The sequence below is a fragment of the Streptomyces sp. CBMA152 genome (assembly GCF_014596475.1).
GTDB lineage: Bacteria > Actinomycetota > Actinomycetes > Streptomycetales > Streptomycetaceae > Streptomyces.
This window is the reverse complement of record NZ_MECJ01000029.1, coordinates 377,064-400,121: the sequence shown is the minus strand read 5'-3', so window position 1 is coordinate 400,121 and position 23,058 is coordinate 377,064. Positions and strand designations below refer to the sequence as shown.

At 70.2% G+C, this 23,058-nt stretch carries 20 protein-coding genes; 9 read left to right on the top strand and 11 right to left on the bottom strand.

The features are described from left to right. Window positions 1-708 precede the first annotated feature (708 nt). From BG418_RS28860 to BG418_RS28850, 3 genes are all read left to right on the top strand, one after another. Entirely contained in the window at window positions 709-4,710 is a 4,002-nt protein-coding gene (locus BG418_RS28860; protein WP_188276921.1) for a hypothetical protein, read from the top strand. Window positions 4,711-5,157: 447 nt separating this feature from the next. Continuing rightward, complete coding sequence (locus tag BG418_RS28855; RefSeq protein ID WP_188276920.1) at window positions 5,158-5,946, top strand: GntR family transcriptional regulator; 789 nt, start codon at window positions 5,158-5,160, stop codon at window positions 5,944-5,946. A 4-nt stretch (window positions 5,947-5,950) separates the two neighbouring features. Next, entirely contained in the window at window positions 5,951-6,712 is a 762-nt protein-coding gene (locus BG418_RS28850; RefSeq protein WP_188276919.1) for a glycosyltransferase, read from the top strand. Between the two features lie 48 nt (window positions 6,713-6,760). On the opposite strand, the gene BG418_RS28845 is transcribed toward BG418_RS28850, so the two are convergent. Together BG418_RS28845 and BG418_RS28840 are read right to left on the bottom strand one after the other, a co-directional pair. Next, window positions 6,761-7,684 carry an FkbM family methyltransferase gene (locus tag BG418_RS28845; RefSeq protein WP_188276918.1) on the bottom strand — a complete coding sequence of 308 codons (924 nt, stop codon included), beginning with the start codon at window positions 7,682-7,684 and terminating at the stop codon, window positions 6,761-6,763. A gap of 83 nt (window positions 7,685-7,767) precedes the next feature. After that, the gene (locus BG418_RS28840) at window positions 7,768-9,006 is read right to left on the bottom strand and encodes an amidohydrolase family protein (protein ID WP_188277268.1); all 1,239 of its coding nucleotides are present in this window, start codon (window positions 9,004-9,006) and stop codon (window positions 7,768-7,770) included. A 193-nt stretch (window positions 9,007-9,199) separates the two neighbouring features. Between BG418_RS28840 and BG418_RS28835 the strand changes: the two genes are divergently transcribed. Further along, window positions 9,200-9,652 (top strand): DoxX family membrane protein, encoded by a 453-nt coding sequence (locus tag BG418_RS28835; protein ID WP_188276917.1) that lies wholly within the window; start codon window positions 9,200-9,202, stop codon window positions 9,650-9,652. A gap of 162 nt (window positions 9,653-9,814) precedes the next feature. On the opposite strand, the gene BG418_RS28830 is transcribed toward BG418_RS28835, so the two are convergent. From BG418_RS28830 to BG418_RS28815, 4 genes are all read right to left on the bottom strand, one after another. Beyond that, window positions 9,815-10,339 carry a hypothetical protein gene (locus BG418_RS28830; protein WP_188276916.1) on the bottom strand — a complete coding sequence of 175 codons (525 nt, stop codon included), beginning with the start codon at window positions 10,337-10,339 and terminating at the stop codon, window positions 9,815-9,817. A 232-nt stretch (window positions 10,340-10,571) separates the two neighbouring features. Further along, window positions 10,572-10,913, bottom strand: coding sequence for a TNT domain-containing protein (locus BG418_RS28825; RefSeq protein WP_188276915.1), 342 nt, complete (start codon window positions 10,911-10,913; stop codon window positions 10,572-10,574). Beyond that, a complete protein-coding gene (locus BG418_RS28820) occupies window positions 10,910-11,353 on the bottom strand; it encodes an Imm63 family immunity protein (protein WP_188276914.1) in 444 nt (147 codons plus the stop codon). Before BG418_RS28820 ends, BG418_RS28825 begins: the two co-directional genes overlap by 4 nt. 155 nt (window positions 11,354-11,508) lie before the next feature. Then, window positions 11,509-12,270 (bottom strand): MerR family transcriptional regulator, encoded by a 762-nt coding sequence (locus tag BG418_RS28815; RefSeq protein WP_188276913.1) that lies wholly within the window; start codon window positions 12,268-12,270, stop codon window positions 11,509-11,511. A gap of 107 nt (window positions 12,271-12,377) precedes the next feature. Between BG418_RS28815 and BG418_RS28810 the strand changes: the two genes are divergently transcribed. Beyond that, window positions 12,378-13,088 (top strand): histone deacetylase, encoded by a 711-nt coding sequence (locus tag BG418_RS28810; protein ID WP_188276912.1) that lies wholly within the window; start codon window positions 12,378-12,380, stop codon window positions 13,086-13,088. Between the two features lie 78 nt (window positions 13,089-13,166). Here BG418_RS28810 and BG418_RS28805 read toward each other — a convergent pair whose 3' ends face one another. Together BG418_RS28805 and BG418_RS28800 are read right to left on the bottom strand one after the other, a co-directional pair. After that, complete coding sequence (locus BG418_RS28805; RefSeq protein WP_188276911.1) at window positions 13,167-13,649, bottom strand: hypothetical protein; 483 nt, start codon at window positions 13,647-13,649, stop codon at window positions 13,167-13,169. A gap of 32 nt (window positions 13,650-13,681) precedes the next feature. Next, complete coding sequence (locus BG418_RS28800; RefSeq protein ID WP_188276910.1) at window positions 13,682-15,469, bottom strand: S8 family serine peptidase; 1,788 nt, start codon at window positions 15,467-15,469, stop codon at window positions 13,682-13,684. 209 nt (window positions 15,470-15,678) lie between these two features. Here BG418_RS28800 and BG418_RS28795 point away from each other — a divergent pair, with 209 nt between their 5' ends. The 4 genes from BG418_RS28795 (at window position 15,679) to BG418_RS28780 (ending at window position 19,114) form a co-directional block, all read left to right on the top strand. Then, entirely contained in the window at window positions 15,679-16,332 is a 654-nt protein-coding gene (locus BG418_RS28795; protein ID WP_188276909.1) for a TetR/AcrR family transcriptional regulator, read from the top strand. A gap of 9 nt (window positions 16,333-16,341) precedes the next feature. Continuing rightward, window positions 16,342-18,003, top strand: a complete 1,662-nt coding sequence (locus tag BG418_RS28790; protein ID WP_188276908.1) for an FAD-binding dehydrogenase — start codon at window positions 16,342-16,344, stop codon at window positions 18,001-18,003. Beyond that, window positions 18,000-18,797 carry an SDR family oxidoreductase gene (locus BG418_RS28785; protein ID WP_188276907.1) on the top strand — a complete coding sequence of 266 codons (798 nt, stop codon included), beginning with the start codon at window positions 18,000-18,002 and terminating at the stop codon, window positions 18,795-18,797. The genes BG418_RS28790 and BG418_RS28785 overlap by 4 nt, the downstream gene beginning before the upstream one ends. An 80-nt stretch (window positions 18,798-18,877) precedes the next feature. After that, complete coding sequence (locus BG418_RS28780) at window positions 18,878-19,114, top strand: hypothetical protein (RefSeq protein ID WP_188276906.1); 237 nt, start codon at window positions 18,878-18,880, stop codon at window positions 19,112-19,114. Between the two features lie 3 nt (window positions 19,115-19,117). Here the strand turns inward: BG418_RS28780 and BG418_RS28775 are convergent, their stop codons facing one another. The 3 genes from BG418_RS28775 to BG418_RS28765 all read right to left on the bottom strand — a co-directional run bounded on the left by BG418_RS28775 (window position 19,118) and on the right by BG418_RS28765 (window position 23,037). After that, entirely contained in the window at window positions 19,118-19,681 is a 564-nt protein-coding gene (locus BG418_RS28775; RefSeq protein ID WP_188276905.1) for a hypothetical protein, read from the bottom strand. Window positions 19,682-19,798: 117 nt separating this feature from the next. Continuing rightward, window positions 19,799-21,340 (bottom strand): alkaline phosphatase, encoded by a 1,542-nt coding sequence (locus tag BG418_RS28770; RefSeq protein ID WP_223185530.1) that lies wholly within the window; start codon window positions 21,338-21,340, stop codon window positions 19,799-19,801. A 170-nt stretch (window positions 21,341-21,510) separates the two neighbouring features. Further along, a complete protein-coding gene (locus tag BG418_RS28765; protein WP_188276904.1) occupies window positions 21,511-23,037 on the bottom strand; it encodes an LCP family protein in 1,527 nt (508 codons plus the stop codon). Window positions 23,038-23,058: the final 21 nt, after the last annotated feature.

Below are 23,058 nucleotides of genomic sequence, written 5' to 3'. Positions count from 1 at the left end.
CAGCACAGATTAAATCTGCCCCGGTAGCGATCTCGACCGAACCTCATTCGGGACGAAGAGGTCGTGGGTTCAAATCCCGCCACCCCGACAGCTGCAAGACCAGGTCAGGCCCGGTACTGAGAGATCAGTACCGGGCCTGATGTGTTTTCCGGACTGTGTTTTTCCGGACCGCCCGGGGAGCGCCTCGTCGCACCGGTGGACGCCAAAGAGGCCGCCCCCCGAAAGAACGGCCTCTGTGACGTCGTCCGCTGTCGGCGCCCGCTGCGGCCGACTGAGGCATTCACGGCGGACCGTATGGGTCCGGCGCCAGTCCCTCCCCTGTGAGGACCGGTGCCGGACCATACGGTCGGCGTCGATCTGTGCCGACGTGACACGGATCAAGGAATGCCGGACCCGTGGTCGACGCGCCAGCGGCCCGGACGGGACTGGCTCCACGGATCCCTCAAACTCACGCGGCGAGGCCGTCGCCGCCGTACCGGGACTCCGAATCGAAGCTGACCGAGAACATGCGGCATCATGAGCCGTCTCTTCGAGCGCTGGGCCGGTGGCCTGTCCGGGCGTTGCCCGGTCGATGCGCTGCTGAGTCGAGATCCTGCCAGCTGCGGCTCCCACCGAGGAGGCTCTGGCATCGATTCCACGGCTTAACCGCAGGTCAGCCGTATAGGGTGAGTTTTCCGGTCCGGATGTCAGGCGCGGGGGAAGTAAGGAGTGGACACCTTGAGTTCCGACTCAGGGGCACGCACAGCCTTCGCGGAACGTCTCGCGCTGCTGTACACGGAGGCCGGCAACCCGCCCCTCAAGCGCGTGGCCGAGGCAGTCGTCCGGCTTCAGCGCGTCGACGAACGCGGGCGGCCCGTGCGGGTGTCCGCCCAGCGGATCAGCGACTGGCGACGTGCCAGGAACGTGCCTGCCCAGTTCATCGCCCTCGCAGTCGTGCTGCACGTCCTGATTCCCGAGGCACGGCGCGCGCGGCCCGCGCCCGTGTCCGCGGGCCTGTACGACCTGGCGCAGTGGCACCGCCTGTGGGAGCGCGCGGTCGCCGACCCGGTCGGCGACCGCCCCGCGCCCCCCGTGGAAGAGGACGAACGGCCCCCCGCCGAAGCCGCGACCGTGCCCGGTGGCGTGTGCCCGTACCGAGGCCTGGCTTCGTACCGTCAGCAGGACGCCCGGTGGTTCTTCGGCCGGGAGCGAAGCAGGGACGCCCTCGTCGCTCAGCTCCGCGCGGCGGAGAAGACGGGTGGCCTGGTCATGCTCGTGGGCGCCTCGGGAGCGGGAAAGTCCTCCCTGCTGAACGCCGGGTTGGTGCCCGCGTTGCGGAACGACGGACCGAGCGACGAGAAGAGTCCGGCGCGGCAGGTGCTCCAGCTCGTGCCGGGAGCCGATCCTCTCGGGGAGCTGACGCGCCGGATCCCCGAGCTCGCACCCGTCGTCTCCGCTACGACGGAGCCCGGTACTCCGCTGTTCGCGCACGCGGTGCGGGAGGCCGTCACGGCATGGGCGCGACGCGAGACGTCCTCCCCCGCTGCTCCGGTCGTCATCGTGGACCAGTTCGAGGAAACGTTCACCCTCTGCTCCGACGAGGCGAGTCGGCGTACGTTCGTCCAGCTCCTCCACGCCGCGTGCACGCCCTCCGTCCCGGGTGAGCCGGCCCCCATGCGCGTCGTCCTCGGCATACGCGCCGACTTCTACGAGCGGTGCCTCGGGTATCCCGAACTGGCCGACGCACTGCAGCACCGGCACATGGTGCTCGGGCCGCTGACCACCGCGGAACTACGCGAAGCGGTGACCGGCCCGGCCAAGGCCGTGGGCATGGAGCTCGAACCCGGACTGGCGGAGCTGATCGTCCGGGAAGTGAGCGCCGACGGCCCCCGCGGGGTGCACGACGCCGGAGCGCTGCCGCTCCTCTCCCACGCCCTCCTCGCCACCTGGCAGCGGCGGAAGGGGGGACGGCTCACGCTGGCCGGCTACCGCGCGGCGGGCGGAATCCAGGGAGCGGTGGCGGCGACCGCCGAGCGTGCCTGGTCGAGCCTCGACCCGGCGGCACGTACGGCCGCGAGACTGCTCCTGCTCAGGCTGGTCAAACTGAGCGAGGACACCCAGGCCACCCGCAGGCGCGGGACGAGGCGCCAGCTGGCGGAGGAGTCGACGGACCCCAACAGGACCGAGGAATCGCTCGAAGCGCTGGTCCGCGCCCGGTTGGTGACACTCGACGCGGAGACCGTGGAGATCACCCACGAAGCGCTGCTCCACGCCTGGCCGCGTCTGCGCGACTGGATCGACGAGGACAGGAACGACCATCTGCTGCGCCAGCGGCTGGAGGAGGACGGCAGGGCCTGGGAGGACTCCAAGCGGGACACCTCGCTGCTCTACCGGGGTTCTCGGCTGGAACAGGCCCACACCTGGGCGAAATCCGCCGGTGACACCTTCCTGACCCGCAACGCCGTGGAGTTCCTGGCCGCTTCGGTCAGGCTGCGCAAGCGCACGGTCTGGATCAGCCGCGGTGCGATATCGGCGCTGGTCGTCCTGGCGATCCTGGCTGTCTGTGCGGCGTGGGTCGCACGGCAGCAGCGCGACGACGCCGTGTTCGAGCAGGTGGTCGCCGAGGCCGATCGCGCCCAGCACACGGACCCGTCGCTCTCCGCCCAGCTCGCCCTGGTGGCCCACCACTTGCGGCCCGACAACCAGGGCACCAACAACCGGCTGATCTCGATCGTGAACGCTCCGCTGGCCACTCCGCTCCTCGGCCACACCGGAGCCGTCTACCTCACCTCGTTCAGCCCGAACGGGCGGATCCTGGCCACCGCCAGCTACGACCGGACCGTTCGGCTGTGGGACGTGGCGGACCCGGCCCGGCCCAAGCCGCTGGGCGCACCCCTCACCGGCCACACGAGCTGGGTGAGCAGCGCGGTCTTCAGCCCGGACGGCGACACCCTCGCCAGCGCTTCGGACGACGGCACGATCCGGCTCTGGGACGTACGCGATCCCGGCCGTCCGCAGCCGCTCGGCACTCCCCTGACCGGCCACGGCGGCACGATCTACCTCCTCGCCTTCCGGCCGGACGGACACACGCTGGCCTCCGCCAGTGAGGATCACACCGTTCGGCTGTGGGACGTGGCCGACCCGCGCCGGCCGAAGGCCCTCGGCGTCCTGACCGGCCACCCCGCCGCCGTACGCTGCGTGGCGTTCAGCCCCGACGGGCGGACGCTGGCGGCGGGTGGCGACGACGGCTCGATCAGGCTGTGGGACACAGCGGATCCGCTTCGACCGGCGCCGATCGACACGGAACTGACCGGCCACACGGGCACGGTGCACTCCGTGGCCTTCAGCCCCGACGGCCGCACGCTCGCCAGCGGCGGCTCGGACGACACCATCCGGCTCTGGAACGTGGCCGACCCACGTCACGCGGCACCGCTCGGCACACCGCTCACCGGCCACACCGGCCCCATCTGGTCGGTGGCCTTCAGCCCCGACGGAAGCAAGCTCGGCGCCGCCAGCGCGGACAGCACGGCGAGCCTGTGGAACGTCAGCGATCCGGCCTACCCGTCGCAGGTCGGCGAGCCCCTCGCGGGGAGCAGCGGCGAGATGTACGCCCTGGGCTTCAGCCCCGACGGCCGGACCCTTGCCACCGGGAGCGGCGACAGCAAGGTCCGCCTGTGGTCGATACCGACGTCGGACATGATCGGCCGCATCGGGGCGTTCCGCCCGGACGGACGGGTGCTCGCCACGGCCGCACGCGATCACCGGGTCCGGCTGTGGAACGTGGAGACTCCCGACCGGCCCGTGTCGCTGAGCGCGCCGTTCACGGCCGGGGACAGCGAGGTGCGCTCGCTGGCGTTCTCCCCCGACGGCCGCACACTCGCGGTGCTGATGGGAAGCCACGTGGTGCAGCTGTACAACGTCACCGACCCGACCCGGCCCAGCTCCTACGGGTCGCCCCTCGCCCTGCGCACCCGGTTCTCCGGCCCCGACGCGCTGGCGTTCAGCCCGGACGGGCGCACCCTGGCGACCGGCTACGACGACCGCACGATCCAGCTGTGGAACGTCGGCGACCCGTCCCGGCCCCTCCCCCTCGGCACACCGCTCTCCGGCCACAAGGGCTACGTCAACGCCCTGGTCTTCAGCCCGGACGGCCGGACGCTCGCCAGCGGCAGCGCGGACGCCACCATCAGGCTGTGGAACGTGGCCGACCCGCGTCATGTCGCCCCGCTCGGCGCGCCCCTGGCCGGTCACCTCGGCCCCATCAACGCGCTCTCCTACAGTCCGGACGGCCATACGCTGGCCAGCGGCAGCGACGACGACACCGTCCGCCTCTGGAACATCACCGACCCGCTCAAGGCCGCCCGGTTGGGCTCACCCCTCACCGGCCACACCGAAGCGGTCGTGTCGCTGACGTTCAGCCAGGACGGCCGCACCCTGGCAAGCGGCGGCAACGACAACGCGGTCCGGCTCTGGAACGTCGGCCACCCGTCCGAGGCCGCGCCCATCGGTCAGTCGATGAGCCCCAACGCCAAGACAGGAAATTTCCTGTCGTTCAGTCCCCACAGCCACATGCTCGGAGTGTCGAGCGGCAGCGATACAGTCCGGCTGTGGAACTTGGACGCCGATCAGGCCATCAGCCGCATTTGCTCGACCACTCGGGGCGTCCTGACGCCGGAAAAATGGCACGAGAATCTACCTCGTCTCTCGTATGCGCCTCCTTGCGACGAGTAACCAGGTGATGTGATCCCGATCACAAGTCGCCGATTCGGCCGAGCAGTCCATTCCCGCAGCACAAGCAGGGTTGTTACTGTTGGTCGCAGCCCGACCGCTGGCGCATCCCCCGTCGCCAGCGGTCGGGCGCTTCCATGTTCTGCGGGAATTGCGAAGCGCTTTTCGATACGCCGGATAATTGGCCCGCACCAAGGCAATAGCCAGGCATAACGCAGGCCCGACCCGCTTGTCGGCGAAACGGGCTTGATCGCCGCCTCCTCATTTCCTTCCCTTTGTGATGCGCGCGCAGCGATCCCGCACGGAACCGCCCGCGTACCCCGGGCGCTCATCCGTCCGCCGTCCCGATCGGCCATGACCACGACGTACCCACGCACCCCCCTCCACTCGTCAGGACCTCTTGAGGAGTCGTAGGCTGATCATCGTCGGACAGCAGGACGGTGAGCACGCATGGCGGTGGCGTACGAGCGGATCGCGGACGAGCTCCGGCAGTCCATCCGCACCGGTGAACTGAGGCCCGGAGACCGACTGCCTCCGGAGACGAAGCTCGCCGAGACGTACCGGCGCAGCGTGCCGACCATCCGCGACGCGCTGCGGCTGCTGCGGGACGAGGGCCTGATCGAGAAGCAGCACGGCCGGGGGAACTTCGTCCGCCGCCCCCGCACCCGGGCGCTGCGCCGCAACTGCCGCTACCAATGGGAGAAGGACCGCGCGCGCCAGCCCGTCACCAAGAGGCTGGAGACGGGCGCGACCGAGTACGACACCGGCCTGAAGGCCGACGACCTCGTCTTCTTTGCGGCCTACCGGGAGATCAAGGCCGACAACGGCCTCGCGGAAGCCCTCGGCGTTCCCGAGGGGACCGCCCTCCTGGAGCGCAGCTACCGAACGCGGTACGCCGCCGAAAGCGCACCCTTCAGCCTGGTGACCTCCCATATCCCGCGCTTCCTCATCGAGGCCAACCCCGACCTCCTGGACCAGACGAACGAGCCGTGGCCCGGCGGCACTCAGAGCCAGCTCCACACCGTCGGGATCGAGCTCGACCGCGTCGAGGAACGCGTCAGCGCCCGGCCGCCGACGCCCGAAGAGGCCGAGGAACTGGAGCTGCCGCCCGGGACGTCGGTCCTGATCCTCCGCAAGACGTCGGTCGACATCAACGGCCGGGTGGTGGACGTCTCGGACGTGACGCTGCCCGGCGACCGCACGGAACTGCTCTTCACCACTCCCCTGGAAAGGTGGTGACGCCGTGCGTCGGCGCATCATCATCATCACCGCTGTCCACGGCCCCTCGGCCCACTTCCTCCCTGACGCGTACAAGTCGATCTGCGGGCAGGAACTCCCCGAGGGCTGGGAGTGGCACTGGGTGATCCAGCAGGACGGCAAGAGCGACGACGTCGCTCCGCACGTTCCCCTCGACGACGAGCGGGTGACGTTCCGTCAGGGACGCCCCGGCGGTCCGGGTGTCGCCCGTACGATCGCGCTCGCCCACGCGGACGGCGAGTACGTCAAGATCCTGGACGCGGACGACCAGTTGGCGCCGGGAGCGCTCGCACGCGACCTCGCCGCGCTGGAAGCCGACCCGAGCATCAGCTGGGCGACCTCGCGCGTTCTGGACCTGCTGCCCGACGGCTCCCACGTCGGCTTCCCCGGCGACCCCGAGCCGGGCGCGGTCGAGCGCGGCACGGTCCTCGCCTACTGGAAGGCGAACGGTTTCCGCGCGCAGGTCCACCCGGCGACGCTGTGCGTCCGCCGCGACCTGCTCGTCGCGCTCGGCGGCTGGATGGCCCTGCCGGCGTCGGAGGACACGGGACTCCTGCTCGCCCTGAACGCCACGAGCCGCGGCTGGTTCTCCCCCGAAGTAGGCCTGCTCTACCGCAAGTGGCCCGGCCAGGCCACCAGCCAGGCGTCACACACAGAAGCCGCCGAACGCGAGGCCCGCATGGCGGTCGCGGAATCCAGGGCGAGGGCGCTCGCCTCCTTCAACTGGCGTTACCCCACTACCGGTTGATGGGCAGCTCGTAAACGATCTCGCTGTTCCACCGCGTGGCTGACCGTGCTAGGGAAGCGTTTCCGCGTCCACCCGGGAAAAGATCAGATCGCTCTCGCCCACAATCGGTCCCCGCCACCGGACCGGCACCGTGGGTGCTCCACGTAGCGCTCGCGGGTAGCTCTCCGGCGCGTAGTCGTTGGCGAGCCGGTAGACGTTGAAGCCGTGGCCACGCATCGTGTCCAAGAGCTCATCCGCGGAGTCGCCCAGTTGTGCCATGCGGTCGGGCGTCACCTCGACGGTGATCTCGGCGTCGGGCCGGAGCTCGTCGAGCAGGGGGGCCATGCCCCGGACGACGCCTCCCTCCGCACCCTCCACGTCGATCTTGATCACTCGCGCGGCAGCGATCTCCGCCGGATCGAGCAGATCGGGCAGGGGAACGGCCGCCATCTCGAACGTCGACTCGGCGGCGCCCTCGTACGGAACGATGCTGTTCGCACCCAGGTTGTACGGGCTGGCGAGGACGAACTTCAGCATCTTCCGGCGGTCCGAGACAGCGGCGTTGAGCGCCCGGATGTTGGTGCACGCGTTCAACTCGACCTGCTGTAAAAGCCGCTGGTGGAACAGCGGGGAGGCCTCGATCGCCACCACCCGCCCCGTTTCCCCGACCAGTTTCGAGGCGAGCACGCTGAAGTAGCCGATGTTCGCCCCGACGTCGACGAAGCCGTCCCCCGGCCGCAGCCGACGCCGAAGCCAGCCCGTCATATGCGGCTCCCACACCCCGAACAGGTAGATGTACCGCTGGATCAAGTCCCGGGTATCGACAGCGAACTTGGCGCCGAAGTCCGTGTCGACGACACGTCGCCGCGGGTGATCTCTGAGCTGGGGATCGAGATGGCGCGCGGCGAGCGACGCCTTGGCGAGCGAGCCGGGAGCGCGGCGCACATAGCCGCGCCCCAGGGTGACCAGGGCCTCTGAAACGGGATTCGTCATCCGATCGCCTCTCCGAGGGGTGCCACAGGAACCGTAGCGTTGTGACCCCGTCGGCCGACGCGCGCCCCGGTCAGCGCTCGACGTCAGGCGGGGGCGACGACCGCCCGGTCCTGGTCGAGCGGCAGCCCGAGCATGCGGATCGCGTTCCCGCGCAGCAGCTTGTACGCCACGTCGTCCGACAGCCCGCCCACATGGTCGGCGGCGACCTGCTTCGTGTGCGGCCAGGTCGAGTCGACGTGCGGATAGTCGGTCTCGAAGGTCGCGTTGTCGACCCCGACGGTCTCGATCGACTCGATGCCGTGCTTGTCGCGGAAGAAGCAGCAGAAGATCTGGCGGTAGTAGTACGTCGACGGCGGCTCGGGGACCAGGTCCTTGACCCCGCCCCACGCCCGGTGCTCCTCCCAGACGTCGTCGGCGCGCTCCAGGGCGTACGGAATCCAGCCCATCTGCCCTTCGCTGTACGCCAGTTTGAGCCGTGGGAACTTCACGAGCACGCCGCTGAACAGGAAGTCCATCATCGAGGCCATGGCGTTGTTGAAGCTCAGCGACGCCTGCACGGCGGGCGGAGCATCAGGCGACGCCGCCGGCATCTGCGAGGACGAGCCGATGTGCATGTTCACGACGGTGCCGGTCTCCTCGCACACCGCGAAGAACGGGTCCCAGTAGCCCGAGTGGATCGACGGCAAACCCAGGTAGGTCGGGATCTCGCTGAAGGTCACAGCACGTACGCCCCGGGCGGCGTTGCGCCTGATCTCGGCGACCGCGAGCTCGACATCCCACAGCGGGATCAGGCACAGCGGGATCAGCCGACCGCCGCTGTCCCCGCACCACTCCTCCACCATCCAGTCGTTGTACGCCCGCACACACGCGAGCCCGACCTCCTTGTCCTTGGCCTCGGCGAAGGTCTGGCCGCAGAACCGGGGGAAGGTGGGGAAGCAGAGCGACGCCTCGACGTGGTTGAGGTCCATGTCCGCGAGCCGCGCCTTCGGGTCCCAGCAGCCCTGCCGCATCTGTTCCCGGGTGATGCCGTCGAGCGTCATCTCGTCACGGGAGAACCCCACGGCGGCGATGATCCGCTTGTACGGGAAGAGCAGGCCCTCGTACTCCCACCAGTCGGTGATCTGGCCCTTTGGGTCGGTGGTGAACCGGTACTTGCCACCGACGTACTGCAGATCGCCGATACCGGCGGTGAAGGGCTTCGGCCCCTTGTCGCGGTACTTCTGCGGGAGCCAGGTCTCGAAGAGATGAGCAGGCTCGATCACGTGATCGTCCACGCTGATGACCCTGGGAATCTCCCTGGTACCGCTCAGGTCGCTGACCACCCTGTACCCCCAGACTGCCCGCCGGCTCACCGGCTAAATCTGACGACCCATCAGGTTCAGGGTATGGGGCCACCTCCTCGGCGACAAGGGCGAATCGGGAGCCGTACCTCTTGCGGGGCGGGCGAAGGAGCGCTGAACTGACGATCCGTCAGTTCAGCGCGGTGAGGATGAGGATGAGGGTGAGGGGAACAGGATGCAGACGATCTGGCTCAGTGGGCCCGAGTGGTTCGCGGTGCTCCGCATCGGACTGGGGCTGTGGTGGCTGGAGAGCTGGCGCCACAAGGACAAGAAGCAGTGGTTCGCGGGCGGCGGTATCCGCTGGGCCGCGGGCATAGCGGAGAAGCACCGCTGGCGCTTCGTACGCCGTGGCTTCGACCTGGTGGTGAAGCCGCGCCCGAAGGTGATGGCGTACGTCGTCGCCTACGCGGAACTGGCCCTCGGCCTCGGCCTGACCGTCGGCCTCCTGACCCCGATCGCCCTGGTCAGCGGCCTGATCCTCAGCCTCATCTACTTCGTCCTGATGATCCACGACTGGGCGGAGCAGGGGCAGAACCTGATGATGGCCCTGATTTCCGCCGTGGGGTTGTTCGCTGTGTGCTGGCAGAGCTGGTCGCTTGATGATGCCTTTGGGCTGTTCCTGCGGTAGTGGCGGGGGGGCGACGGGTGCTGATCACCGCGCCGCCGTCGCGGGTCTTGGCCTGCGGCCCCTGACCGGACACCGGGCCGGCAGGTCTTGGCCTGCCTCCCCTGTCCGGACACCGGGCCGGATCCGCCGGTGCCCGGGCAGGGTGGCGGTCTGGGTGGCGGCCTACATCCAGCCCGCGTCGAGGGCCGCGACGACGGCTTCCGCCTCGGCCGCGTCCGCCGCCGCGTTCAGCGCTTCGTTCCGCCCCATCCCCTCACTGCCTGCGGCGGCGCCGGCGGTCCGGGATGCCTTGATCGCAGCGCGATGGGCAGCCTCGGAAAGCTTGTTGGCCCCACCGTGGGACCGGGCCTCCTGGGCAGCGACAGCCGCCGCGGCCGCGGCGTTCCTCGCGCCCCGGGCGTCGGCCGCGGGATCAGGATCATTCTTGGCGAGCTCGGCGAGAGTCTGACGGGAGAGCCGAACAGCGTTGGCGGCCCTGGCCGCGCTCTCCTTGGGCACGAGCACGGCCCGGCTCAGCGCGATGCCGGCGTGGCGGCACGCGCCCACAGCCCGGTCGGTGGCACTCCACCCCCGCACGAGGTGAGGCCGTTGAACGACCCCTTCGGCGGGGGTCGTTGACGCGTCGTAGACGATGGTGACCTGGGGTTGAGAGGTCCCTTGCCGCTTACTGCCCTTGCGGTCGCTCATGGCCATCTCCTTGTCTGTCGGGACGACGGTGTGACCTGGTTCGTATGCCCGCAAGTGGCCGGGGACGCTGCACAGGACAGGGCCCTTCAACGGACGAGCGGCAGGGTGACATGCGGGGCGCGAACAGACCAGAGCCCCGGAAGGTCTACGGGCCGCCGACGCGCCGGAAGCTCACAGGCACAGGGAAATTGAGGATGCCAAGCGGCTCCGGTCGATCGGCGATCGGCTTCGATCACCGCACGGGTTCCTCACGGATGTAGCCGCGGTCGATGAGCCACTGCACCGAAATGCCCTCTGGGAGCATGAACTGCGTTCCGCCGCCGGGCTGCTCAAACCAGGGAGCGACCTTGCCCGCCTGGATGACACCGTACTTTTCGGCGTCCTCCTGCGTCCATGGCCGTATCCAGCTGTACACGTGGTACCCGCACCCCACGTAGATGGGAGGCAGCGAACGCTGGGCGAACGGCGTCCCCTTCGGGTGCGCGAACCTCCCCAGCGGGCTCCCGAACCGGTCCCACACCTCGGCTTCCCCCGCCGACCGCTCCTGCTTCCGCCCGCGCCGCCACAGCCTCACGACCGCCCCCCGACCGGATAGGCGTCCACGTCCTCAAGGCGCACTCCCGGACACTGCTGCGGGATCTGCGCCCGGAACCTGTCCGCCCATTCGGGCCGGACCAGCCTCAACAGCTGGACCTGCCTGGCCAGCCACCCCACCCGGGTGTCATCGCAGCCGGGCAGCAGACCGCGGTGGTCGAGCTCCCAGCGGGAGGCGGCGTCACGGGTGGTGTACAGCGCCGCCCAGTACAGAAACTCGTCCAGGTCCCCGGTGGTGCGGCGTTCCACTTCCTCGTTGCGCTCCAGCACCACCCAGTGGACGACACCGTCGTGGACTTCTGCATGGGGATAGCCGGCATCGTGGGGGCCGTTGCCGACGACGTCCGCGCCGTCGAGCCCTTCGATGCCCGACAGCATGCTCCGGACAGCGGCGTAGACGCCCTGGAGATTTATCGTCATGCGGACGATTATCCCCTCGTATACGGGTACTCGCCGTGTGGACTAGACCACACGGCGACGGGGGGAGCTGATTGCACTCCTAGCGCTGACGGCTGGAGGCCGACCGGGATCGGACGGACCGAGGGTCTGCAGCCCCCCGGTGGCGTACCCGGCCGTCAGCTAAGCCGAGCCTCCGCATAAGCGGCCATCGCATCCCGCTGGTACTCCGCCAACCCCTCCGCCACCTTGTCGAAGTTCGTGCGGAACCGGGGGTCGTCCACGTACGTCTGGGCCAGGCCCTGGTACGCGGCTGCGTTCGGGGTCCAGAAGTGGCAGATGCCCTGGTAGTGGGTGTGGACCTCGGACTGGACCGCCGGGTCGGTCGGCGGGGTGCCGGCTGCCATGAACTCCGCCATGCGGATCATCTGCGCCGTCACCTCGCGCTGCCAGCGCTCCATGTCCTCGGGGGTCATCGTCTCGATGGTCCGGCGGGACTGCTCGTAGTGCTCGGGCCAGCGCTCGCGCGCCTCCGGGTCGTGGCGGGTGTGGTCGAAGCCCTCGAAGAGGTTCTCCGGCCTGTTGATCTTCGTCATGCTGTTCTTCTCCTTCGCTTCCTCCAGTTCGGTGATGGTGCGGCCCACCGTGCGGGCCAGCGTCGCCAGGCGGTCGCGTTCGGCCAGCAGCCGCTCGTGGTGCTCGCGCAGTACGGCCACCCGGTCCGCCTGGCTGTCCAGGACCGCCGCGATCTCGCGCAGCCCCAGGTCCAGCTCCCGCATCAGCAGGATCTGCTGGAGCCGCAGCAGGTCCGCCTCCTCGTAGTAGCGGTGCCCGTTGCTCCCGATCCACGCGGGCGGCAGCAGACCGATCTCGTCGTAGTGCCGCAGCGTCCGGGACGTCACCCCGGACATCCGGGCCACGTCCGCGATCGACCAGGCCATGGCCGTGCCTCCCATCACCGGCCGGTCTTTCCGGCCACACAGACGACGGTAGGAGTTGACGTTGCGGAAAGCGCAACCCGCCGCCCGGACCTTGGCACTATGGGCGGGTGAGCCACGCCAATGCCGCGCGCACCGTCGAGCCCGGTCCGTTCGGCGGAACCGGGTCGCCCGGGCTCGTCTGGTACACCTCGTACGGGTCGAACATGTTCCTCGAACGGCTCGGCCATTACATTCGCGGCGGGCCGCTGCCGGGCACCACGCGGGTGTACCCGGGGTGCCGGGACCGTCGGCTTCCGGTCGAGTCCATCGCCGTGGAGCTGCCCGGGGTCGTCTACTTCGCCACCAAGTCGCCCGTGTGGGGCGGTGGCCGGGCGTTCTACGATCCCGACGCCGAAGGGCTCGTATACGCGCGGGCGCATCTCGTGTCGGCGGGGCAGTTCGCCGACATCGCCGCTCAGGAGATGTACCGGGAGCCGGACGGCGATCTCGATCTGGCCCGCGTCCTCGCGCGCGGCAGGGTCGCCCTCGGCGAGGGGCGGTACGAGACGCTCCTGTACGCCGGGCATCTCGACGGGGTTCCCCTGCTCACCTTCACCGCCCCGTGGGCCCTCGCCGACGTGCCCTGGACCCTGCCCTCCGCCGACTATCTGCGGCATCTCGCCCTAGGGCTGCTCGAAGCGGGGGCCTGGGATGTACGTGCGGTGGCCTCGTACATCGCCGGGCTCCCCGGCGCCGCCGGGCACTGGTCCGCCCGCGCCGTCGCCGAGCTCATCGACGGAATCGGCGGGATCGGCGGGATCGGCCGAATCGACGGATAGACCGCGCCCCGGCGGGCATCATGCACGGAAGCCCGGGCCGCCCTCTTCGCGGCCCGGGCTCCCTCAACTCCCGTACTGCTACATCTGCTTCGACGCCTCGATCTCTATCCCCTTGACCTGCATCCTGTCGTCGTACGCGACCCGTACGTGCTGGCCGTAGCGGAACGCCGCCAGGACGCTCTCGATGATGAACTGGCTCGGGTGCTCAAGGCGCACCGGGCGGCCGTTGACCAGGAGCGTCATCGTCGCCTGGATGCCGGGGAACGGGGCGATGGGGGCCTGCACGGCCGTCGCGTACGCCACGAAGAACGGCATCTGCGGCTGGACCTGGCCCTGGACCTGCTGACCGGGCTGCTGCTGGCCGAACTGCTGGAGCAGCGACTGGAACGGCTGCTGCTGGCCGAGCTGTTGCAGTTGTTGCTGGAGGTGCTGCGGGATCTGGCTCTGCGGGGACTGGCCGAACTGCTGCTGCCCGTACTGCTGTTGGCTCGGGTCCTGGGTGCTGAACGGCTGCGTGCCCATGCCGCCGCCGCTCATGCTCGTAGGTGCGAAGGAGGTCATCTCTCGTTCACCTTTCACTCAGATCACTCAGGTCACTGTGTGCTCTCGCCCGTGACGATCACGCCCACGACCTCGTCGTCGGCGTACCGGACGTGTACGTGTACGCGGGGTCCGGCGCCCGCGAAGGCGGTGTGGACCGCCTGGCGGACGTGCGGCTCGGGGCAAGTGAGGGTGCGCCAGGCCCCGTTGACGTACAGGCGCAGGCTCGACGCGTTCTCGCGCGGGTGCGGCAGGACCTCGTCCGCGAAGCGCTCGGCGAGACCTTCCGCGTACTGCCGGGGTACGAGGTGGGCCACCGCCGCCCGCAGGTCCGGGCGGTTGCCGATGCGCTGGGAGGGCGGGCGGCCGGGTGCCTCGCGCTGCGGCGAGCCGGTCGCGCGCAGGACGTCACGTACGTATACGGGTGTCAGCGGCCTCAAACCCGCTGTGCGCAACATTCCCTGGAGTGCGGCGATCGCGCCCGCGACCATGGCCGCCGCCGGCGAGGTGCCGGAGAAGGCGTCCGTGTACCAGGTGTCCTCCTCCTGGCCGCCCCGGAGTTCGCCGGGGCGGTTCCAGAAGCCGCCCGCCGTGGTGACCTCGTGGCCCCAGCCCTGCGCGTCCACCCGCGTACCGAAGTTGGAGAAGCCGAGGCGGGAGCGGTCGGGGCCGTGGTCGCGGCCGTGGGTTCCCGGCGGGGGCGCGCCCGCGCCGACCACGATCGCGCCGGAGGACGGGCCCGCCGGGTCGAACGGGTTGCGCCACCACGCCGGGAAGCCGTCCGGGCGGGCCTCGTACAGCGCGTCGTCCAGGCTGTCCGCACCATTGCCGGCCGCCTCGACGACCACCACGCCCCGGGCCGTCGCGTACCGCACGGCCGCGAAGTCGTCCGGCCACCACTCCAGCGGGATGTGGCCGCGCTGGTCGTCGCTCGCGGCGTAACCGAAGCGCGGGCCCGGGCGGTGCAGCGGGATCAGCAGGATGTCGCCGGGGGTGAGGCGGTCCGCGGCCTCGGTGATCGCCCGCGCCGTGCCGATGCCGTGCGGGGAGGCGCCCGCGAGGACCGCTTCGGGGACGATGCCGAGCGTCCCGCTGCCGGTGCGGCTGCCGCCGAGCACGCCGAGCACGGAGGTGCCGTGGTTGCGCCACGCCAGGTCCTCGACGGGCGTGCCCACGATCATCCCGGCGAGCTTGGGACCGAGATCGCGGTGGCTCAGCTGCCACGCGCCCTCGATGTCGACCACGCTCACGCCGTCGCCGGAGCCGCCCGCCTGGAGCCAGGCCCAGGCCGCGTCCACGCCCTCGGGGGCCGGGCCGAGATAGCCCTGGCGGCCGCTGAAGTCGGGGGCGGCCGCGCCCTCTTTCTCGCGACGCCCGTCGTCGGCCTCTCTGTCGCTGTCATACGTAGCGCCGTCATACGTAGGGTCGCCGTTTCCGCGCGCCGGGAGCGCACTCGGCTTCACGTACGCCGTCTCGATCCCCGGCAGGCCCCCGAGCCGGGAGGCGAGCTCGTCCATACGGTCCTCACCGCCGCGCACCCGGTGGAAGAGCGTGAGGTCGGGCACCTCCTGGCCGTGCCCGGGCAGCTGCGCCAGCGCTTCCCGCACCCGCGCCTCGCTGCCGAACAGCGGCTCCAGGGTGAGCTGTTGGTCCAGCAGGAACATGTCGAGAGGCGACGAGTCCGGACTCGCGGCCGCTCCCGCCGTCCCCGGCGCTCCCACCGCTCCCGCCCGCCCGATCGCGATCAGTTCCCGCTCCATCGGGTGGTACGCGAAGCCCGCGCCCTCGGGCCCGGGGTCCTGTGCGCCGGCCGACTCGACCATCGTTTCCTCACTCCCCATCCGTCCCTGGCACTCGTTCGTCCCCCGACGTCGCCGCCCTGCCGACGGTGAGCACCCTGCTGCGGGGACCCGGACCTGTACAGGACGGAATCACGACAAACGGCAGTGAGGCCGACAATGAGACACGCCAGCAGACAGGGCAGGTCAGGACCCTTGTCGATACACAAACGCATCCGATACGTTCATGTATCGAAGAGGAGGGACCGCCCATGCCCGTGCCCACCGCTCCCGCACAACCGCCCACTCCCCGCCGCGTCACCACGCGTCGCGCGCGGACCCGGCGGCGGCTGCTGGACTCCGCGCTGGAAGTGTTCGCCGAGGAAGGCTTCGGCCGGTCCACCGTCGAGCGGATCTGTGAGCGGGCCGGATACACGCGCGGTGCCTTCTACTCGAACTTCTCCTCGCTCGACGAGCTGTTCCTCGCCATGTGGGAGGAGCGCTCGACGCGCATGCTCGACGATGTGCGCGCGGCGCTGGCCGAGGTGTCGGCGGCCGCGCCCGAGGACGCCGTACGGGCCGCGCTGCGGGCGATCCCGGTCGACGACGCCTGGTACCGGGTCACCGCCGAGTTCACCGCGCACGCCCTGCGCAACCCCGGCCTGCGGCGCGTGATGGCCGCGCGCGAACAGGCCGTCCAGGACGCCGTACTGCCCGTCGTCATCAGCGCGTTGGAGCGCGCCGGGCGGCGGGTCGCCGACGAGGACGCCCTCGGGCAGGCGCTCGTCGCCGTCCACGACGGCACCGCCGTACAGGTCCTGCTCGACCCCGCGAGCGACGCCGTACGCGCGCGTAGAGAAGCACTCTTCCTGCATGTACTGAACGCTTACAGCACCCCGATCGTGCCCAACTCGCCTACCTCCTAGGAGATTTCCGTGAGTGATGACGCCGATGTCATCGTCGTGGGAGCCGGACTCGCCGGGCTCGTCGCCACGTACGAACTCGTCCGCGCGGGCCGCAAGGTCCTCGTCGTCGACCAGGAGAACGAGGCCAACCTCGGTGGCCAGGCGTTCTGGTCGCTGGGCGGGCTCTTCTTCGTCGACAGCCCCGAGCAGCGCCGGATGGGCGTGAAGGACTCGTACGAGCTGGCGCTCGCCGACTGGATGGGCTCGGCCGGCTTCGACCGCGAGCGCGAGGACCACTGGCCGCGCCAATGGGCGAAGGCGTACGTGAACTTCGCGGCCGGTGAGAAGCGCAGCTATCTGTACGGGCTCGGGCTGCGCGTGACGCCGACCGTCGGATGGGCCGAGCGCGGCGCGGGCACGGCGGCCGGACACGGCAATTCCGTACCGCGCTTCCATCTGACCTGGGGCACCGGCCCGGAGGTCGTCCGCGTCTTCCGCGAGCCCGTTCTCGCGGCCGCCGCGCGCGGGCTCGTCACCTTCAAGTACCGCCATCGCGTGGACGATCTGATCGTCGAGAACGACGCCGCCGTCGGGGTGCGCGGCAGCGTCCTCGTGCCGTCGTCACAGCCGCGCGGGGTCGCCTCCTCACGCGAGACGGCCGATGACTTCGAGCTGCGCGCGCAGGCCGTCGTCGTCACCTCCGGCGGCATCGGCGGCAACCACGACCTGGTCCGCCAGAACTGGCCGGCCGAGCGGATGGGGCCCGCGCCGCAGTCCATGATCACCGGCGTGCCCGCGTACGTGGATGGGCGGATGCTCGGCATCACCGAGGACGCGGGCGCCTCGATCGTCAACCGCGACCGGATGTGGCACTACACCGAGGGCCTGAAGAACTGGGACCCGATCTGGCCGGACCACGGCATCCGGATCATCCCGGGGCCGTCCTCGCTCTGGCTGGACGCGAACGGGCGACGGCTGCCCGCGCCTCTCTTCCCTGGCCACGACACGCTGGGCACGCTCAAGCACATCGTCGCCACCGGCCACGACTACACGTGGTTCGTCCTGACGCGCTCGATCGTGGAGAAGGAGTTCGCCCTCTCCGGCTCCGAGCAGAACCCCGACATCACCGGCAAGGACCTCAAGCTGGCCCTCTCGCGCGTACGCAAGGGGGCGCCCGGGCCGGTGCAGGCGTTCCTCGACCACGGCGAGGACTTCGTCGTACGCCGCACCCTGCCCGACCTCGTCGACGGCATGAACGCGATCTCGCCAGGACCCAAGCTCGAACTCGACCAGGTGGAGCGGGAGGTGGTGGCCCGCGACCGCGAGATCGGCAACAACTACTCGAAGGACTTCCAGGTCATGTCGATGCGCAACGCGCGGGCGTACTGGCCGGACCGCATCACCCGGGTCGCCAAGCCGCACCGACTGCTCGACCCGGCGCACGGGCCGCTCATCGCCGTACGGCTGCACGTACTGACCCGTAAGACGCTCGGCGGTCTGGAGACGACCCTGGACTCGCAGGTCGTACGGCCGGACGGGACCCCCTTCGACGGCCTGTACGCGGCCGGGGAGGTCGCCGGGTTCGGCGGTGGCGGGGTGCACGGCTACAACGCCCTGGAGGGCACGTTCCTCGGCGGCTGCATCTTCTCGGGGCGGGCCGCGGGGCGGGCGCTGGCGCGGAGGCTGGGGTGAGCGGGCGCGTCGCTCTTGTGACCGGGGCCTCCTCGGGCATCGGGGCAGCGGTCGCCGAAGCTCTGGTCGCACGCGGGTACCGGGTGCTCGGGACCAGCCGGGACCCGGAGAAGGTGGACCGGCCGGTGCCCGGCGTGGAGTATCTGCCGCTCGATCTGACCGACGAGGCGTCTGTGGCGGCGTGCGCGGCCGCCGCCGGACACGTCGACGTGCTCGTCAACAACGCGGGCGAGAGCCAGAACGGGCCGTTCGAGGAGCTGCCCATGGACGCGGTCGAGCGCGTCTTCCGGCTCAACGTCTTCGGCGCCGTACGGCTCACACAGCTCCTGCTGCCGGGTATGCGCGAGCGGGGCTACGGCCGGGTCGTCATGGTCGGTTCGATGCTGGCCAGCTTCCCGCTCGCGTACCGCTCCTCGTACGTGGCGTCCAAGGCAGCCATCAAGGGCTTCGCGAGCGCGGCGCGGCGGGAGGTGGCGCCGTACGGGGTCGGGATGACGACCGTCGAGCCGGGGGCGATCCGGACCGGGATCAGCGAGCGGCGCACCCAGTACATCGACGACGGCTCACCGTTCGCGGACGAGTACCGCACGATGCTGGCTGCGCTCAACTCCAACGAGGCGAACGGGATTTCACCCGAGACCGTCGCCGCGACCGTGGTGAAAGCCATCGAGGCCGCTCGGCCGAAGCCGCTGTACGCGGTGGGCAGTAACGCGCCGCTCGTCTTCGCCCTGCGCCGCCTGCTGCCCCGCACGGCCGCCGAGCGGCTGGTGGCGCGGCGGCACGGGCTGCGGTGAGGGTTCGGGGTCGTCGGGTCCGTCTCGATGGCGCTGCTCGTCGTCCTGGAGACAACGCGCCGGACGCCGGGGGGCGGCTCGTGCACGGGCGCGATGAGGTGGCGCCGCTGCTCGTGGCCCGGATGCCGCGCCCGTTCGCCGCACTCGATGTCCTCTACCGGCTGGTCAACGGCGCGCCCGCCGCCCTGGTGTTCGTCGGCGACAGGCTCTTCTCGGTCCTCGTGGTGGAGCCGTCGGAGGACGGTGAGCGCGTGAGCGACATCTACGCGATCACCAATCCGGAGAAGCTGGCCGGTGCGGCCTCCGTGGCGCTGTGAGAACTACTCGTTGACCAGCACCGGTATCGACAGGACCGCGCTCGCCGGGTTCCCCGTCAGCGGGGTCTTCGGAGCGGCCGTGAAGTCGATTCCGGCGCCCTCCGCGCGGGGGCCCGCGTGCCCGGGGCTCCCGTGCGCGGCCTCGCCCGCCTCGCCCTCCTCCGCGTACTGGAAGCTGCCGGTGCCGACCAGGTGGCCGCGCTCGTCGTAGAAGGCCGCCCGCAGTTCGAGCGCGAGCACATCGCTCACGTCGGAGGTGATGGCGAAGTGGCCGGTGACGGACGGCTTGTCACCGCTCAGCTTCAGAGAGGCCACCTTCACCCGGTCCGTGAACGGGCCCTGTTCCAGGCTCACTTCGCCCTTCGCCGGGATCTTGGCGAGGGTCGCCGCAGGTGACGGCGCCGGGCGGGGTGCGGGGAAGGTCACGGCCGGGGCCGCCGCCTGATCGGCCCGGACGGCCTGCTGCCCGTTGTCGGCCTTGTCTCCCGTGCCGCCGGACCCCGAGCACGCGGTGGTGAGGGCGAGCGCGGCCAGGGCGAGCACGGCCGGGCGGATCAGACGGTTCACTGCGTTCTCCTACGACTGGAGGGAGTCAACTGGCGCTCAGTAGGCGCCCGTTGGGCGATGTTTCACGTGAAACAGCCCGTTTCACGTGAAACATCGCCCGGATACCGGTACTTGGCGTCAGCCGCGCGGTGCCGTGCCGAACAGCGAGCGGTACATCTTTCCGTACAGCTCGGTGTTGATCTGGCTCGCCGCGAACCGCTCGGCGCCCGGCCCGTACGCGTAGATGGGCACGTCGGCGCCGGTGTGGTTGCCGGAGAGGTAGGTCAGCCAGAGGCTCGCCTCGGGGGTGCCGTCCTTGACGTTCGCCGGGTCGTCCGGCGTACGGAAGGTGGCCGGGGCGAAGTTCTTGGCGTCGCCGGAGCCGGATCCGTTGAGGATGCCGGAGGAGCGGGCCGGGTCCTTGGCGCCGGAAGTCGGGCGCGAAGGCGTCGAGTTGTTGGCCGGGTTGCCCGCGTCCGTGTTGGCCGGGGGCGCGACGGCCTCGGCGTTGGTGTACGTGCCCTTCTCGATGATGTTGAAGCCCGCGCACTCGTGGTCGGCGGTCACGATGACCAGCGTGTGCCCGTCCTTCTTGGCGAAGTCGTACGCGGCCTTGACCGCGTCGTCGAATGCCTTGACCTCGGCGAGCGTCTGGGAGGCGTCGTTGGCGTGCGAGCGCTTGTCGATCTGGGCGCCCTCGATCTGGAGGAAGAAGCCCTTCTTGGAGCGCCCGTCGAGGAGGTCGATCGACTTCTTCGCCATGTCGGCGAGCGTCGGCTCCTGCTTCTGCGGAGCGTTCGCCGGGAGCCCGGCCTTGGCCTGCTCGACGGTGAGGTTGCCGCGGTTGAAGAGGCCGACGACCTTCTTGCCCTTGACGGCGTCGAGGTCGGCCTTGGTGGCGACCTTCTGGCTGGCGGCGGTCTGGGCGGGCAGGCTCGGGTCGCCGAAGCTGCCGAGCACCTGGTAGCCCTGGGCCTGGAGCGCCTTCTGGTCGTCGGGCTCGAAGCGGGCGAGGCCGCCGCCGAGGACGACGTCGGCGGTGCCGTTGCGGGCGATCTGCTCGGCGACCGGGGTGATCAGGGTCTTGTCGGCCGGGGCCTTCTCGTAGCTGCCGTCCGCGTTCTTGGGCAGGCAGGCCGCGTCCGAGTAGACCGGGCCCTGGCAGCCGCGCAGCAGCACATGGCTGAACTGGGCGGCCGGGGTCGCGTCGGTGATCTCGGCGGTCGACACGTTGCCGGTGGCGAAGCCCGCCTTCTTGGCCTGCTCCATGAGCGTGGCGCGGCGCTTCTCGTACGCGTCCACGCCGAGCGCGGCGTTGTAGGTCTTCACGCCGGACGACCAGGCGGTCGCGGAGCTGGCCGAGTCGGTGACGAGCGCGGGCTGGTTCGTGCCCTTCTCCACGGCGTACGTGGCGACGGCGCCGGTGTAGGGCAGGCGCTCCATGTTGAGCTTGCCCTGGGCGCCGTAGTAGCGCTCGCGGCCGGCGGTGACATGGGTGCGCCCCATGCCGTCGCCGAGGAGGTAGATCACGTTGTGGATCTGCCCGCCCCGGCCCGGGAACGGGTGACCGTCGTGCTGCGGGGCGGAGTTGGCCGTGACGGCGCTGCCCGCCGCGACGGCGGAGGCCAGCGCCACCACCGTCAGCGCCTTGCGGCGCTTGTGTCGTCCCATGGGTCTCATGGCCGCGAAGCTATGAGCCGAATGTGAACGAGTTGTGAGGCGCGGGCATACGGCGGACGAACTGCTTTACCCGTTCTTGGGGTTGCTTTACCCGAAGGAAAGGCTTGATCTGTACGGGCGAAGGGCTTTATCCGGACTATCCAACGGCTTTGTCCGGACGAGAGGTCGGATCACCCGTACGAGAGGTTGGAGCAGACGCTGTCGTCGGCCGAGCGGGCCTTCGCGGCGACCTCGGACGGTACGGCGGTGGGGGCGGCGGCCGGGGTCGCCGTCGGGTCGGCGGCGTACTTCGAGCCCAGGATGACGCTGAGCCCGGGGGCCTTGGCCGAGCGCAGCAGCGCGCCGGGGAAGTGCTGGGCCAGCTCGTCGGCGTGGGCCTTGTCGTTCGGCCCGTACTCGATGACCGTGTGCACGAAGTCGTGGGTGGCGGCGGTCGCGGTGCCGGTGACGGTGTAGCCGCCCGCCTTCAGGGCGTCGGCGCCGCGGCTCGCGAGGCCCTTGACGGTGGTGCCGTTGTAGACGGCGACGGATATCCCGGCGCCGGACGGCGGGATGGGGCTCGGGCTCTTGGCGTTGACGTCCTCCTGCTTGCCCTCGCCGCTCTTGCCGCCCGCGTCCTTGCCGTCGACGGTCCGGTCCGCGCGCAGCGCCGCGAACAGCGCGTCGGCCTGCGGCTTCACCACGGCCACGCGCGCGCCCTCGTAACGCCAGGGCAGGGTCACGAACTTGGTGTTGTGCAGATCGATGTTGCGCATCGACATCGCGAAGGAGATCAGCTTGTCGGCGGAGCCGAGGCCCGGGTCGACGGTCATCGACTTGGTGGCGGCCTGGGCGAGCGGCAGCAGGTGCGTCGGGCTGAAGCCCTGCGACTTGACCTTCTTCATCAGGCTGGAGATGAACGCCTGCTGGCGCTGGATACGGCCGATGTCCGAGCCGTCGCCTATGCCGTGCCGGATGCGTACGTAGTCGAGCGCCTTCTGGCCGGAGACGTCCTGGACGCCCTTGTCGAAGATCTTCTCGCCGCGCGAGTGGCGGTTGGGGTTGAGGTCGCCCTCGTACACGTCCTTGGGCAGGCACACCTGGACGCCGCCGACGGCCTGGGTCATCTTGGCGAAGCCCGCGAAGTCCACGACGACGGTGTGGTCGACACGCAGACCGGTCAGCTTCTCGACGGTGTTCTGGGTGCAGGCCGGGTTGCCCTTGATGGTGTCACCGACGGAGAACGCCGAGTTGAACATCACATTGTGCTGTTCCTTGGTCCACTGGCCGTTCGGCAGCTTGCAGGGCGGCACGTCGACCAGGCTGTCGCGGGGTATGGAGACCGCCGTGGCGTGCTTGTGGTCGGCGTGGACGTGCATCAGGAACGCGGTGTCCGAGCGGCCGATGTCGCCCTGCCCGTGGCCGTACTGGACGTTGTCACCGGCGCGCGAGTCCGAGCCTATGACCAGCACGTTCTGGCCCTTGGTCGAGGCGGCCGGGCGGTCGCCGGACACGCCGCCGTCGTCGAAGGTGTTGATGTTCCCGTTGAGCTGGAGATAGAGCCAGCCGGCCCCGGCCACGGCGAGCACGACGAACGACACCAGGACGGCCAGCGCCAGCCGCACACCGCGGCGCCGGCGCTTGCGGACAGGCGGCGCGTCGGCGCCACCTCCCCGACCGCCGCCGCGCGCGTGTCCCGCCTTGTGGCTGCCTGCCATCCGTACGCCCTCATCCGTGTC

Excerpts from the sequence above, each read along its gene's own strand:
- BG418_RS28855 (WP_188276920.1), top strand. The coding sequence starts at position 5,158 with ATGGCGGTGGCGTACGAGCGGATCGCGGACGAGCTCCGGCAGTCCATC.
- BG418_RS28845 (WP_188276918.1), bottom strand. The coding sequence starts at position 7,684 with ATGACGAATCCCGTTTCAGAGGCCCTGGTCACCCTGGGGCGCGGCTAT.
- BG418_RS28835 (WP_188276917.1), top strand. The coding sequence starts at position 9,200 with ATGCAGACGATCTGGCTCAGTGGGCCCGAGTGGTTCGCGGTGCTCCGC.
- BG418_RS28830 (WP_188276916.1), bottom strand. The coding sequence starts at position 10,339 with ATGAGCGACCGCAAGGGCAGTAAGCGGCAAGGGACCTCTCAACCCCAG.
- BG418_RS28820 (WP_188276914.1), bottom strand. The coding sequence starts at position 11,353 with ATGACGATAAATCTCCAGGGCGTCTACGCCGCTGTCCGGAGCATGCTG.
- BG418_RS28815 (WP_188276913.1), bottom strand. The coding sequence starts at position 12,270 with ATGGCCTGGTCGATCGCGGACGTGGCCCGGATGTCCGGGGTGACGTCC.
- BG418_RS28805 (WP_188276911.1), bottom strand. The coding sequence starts at position 13,649 with ATGACCTCCTTCGCACCTACGAGCATGAGCGGCGGCGGCATGGGCACG.
- BG418_RS28800 (WP_188276910.1), bottom strand. The coding sequence starts at position 15,469 with ATGGGGAGTGAGGAAACGATGGTCGAGTCGGCCGGCGCACAGGACCCC.
- BG418_RS28795 (WP_188276909.1), top strand. The coding sequence starts at position 15,679 with ATGCCCGTGCCCACCGCTCCCGCACAACCGCCCACTCCCCGCCGCGTC.
- BG418_RS28770 (WP_223185530.1), bottom strand. The coding sequence starts at position 21,340 with ATGAGACCCATGGGACGACACAAGCGCCGCAAGGCGCTGACGGTGGTG.
- BG418_RS28765 (WP_188276904.1), bottom strand. The coding sequence starts at position 23,037 with ATGGCAGGCAGCCACAAGGCGGGACACGCGCGCGGCGGCGGTCGGGGA.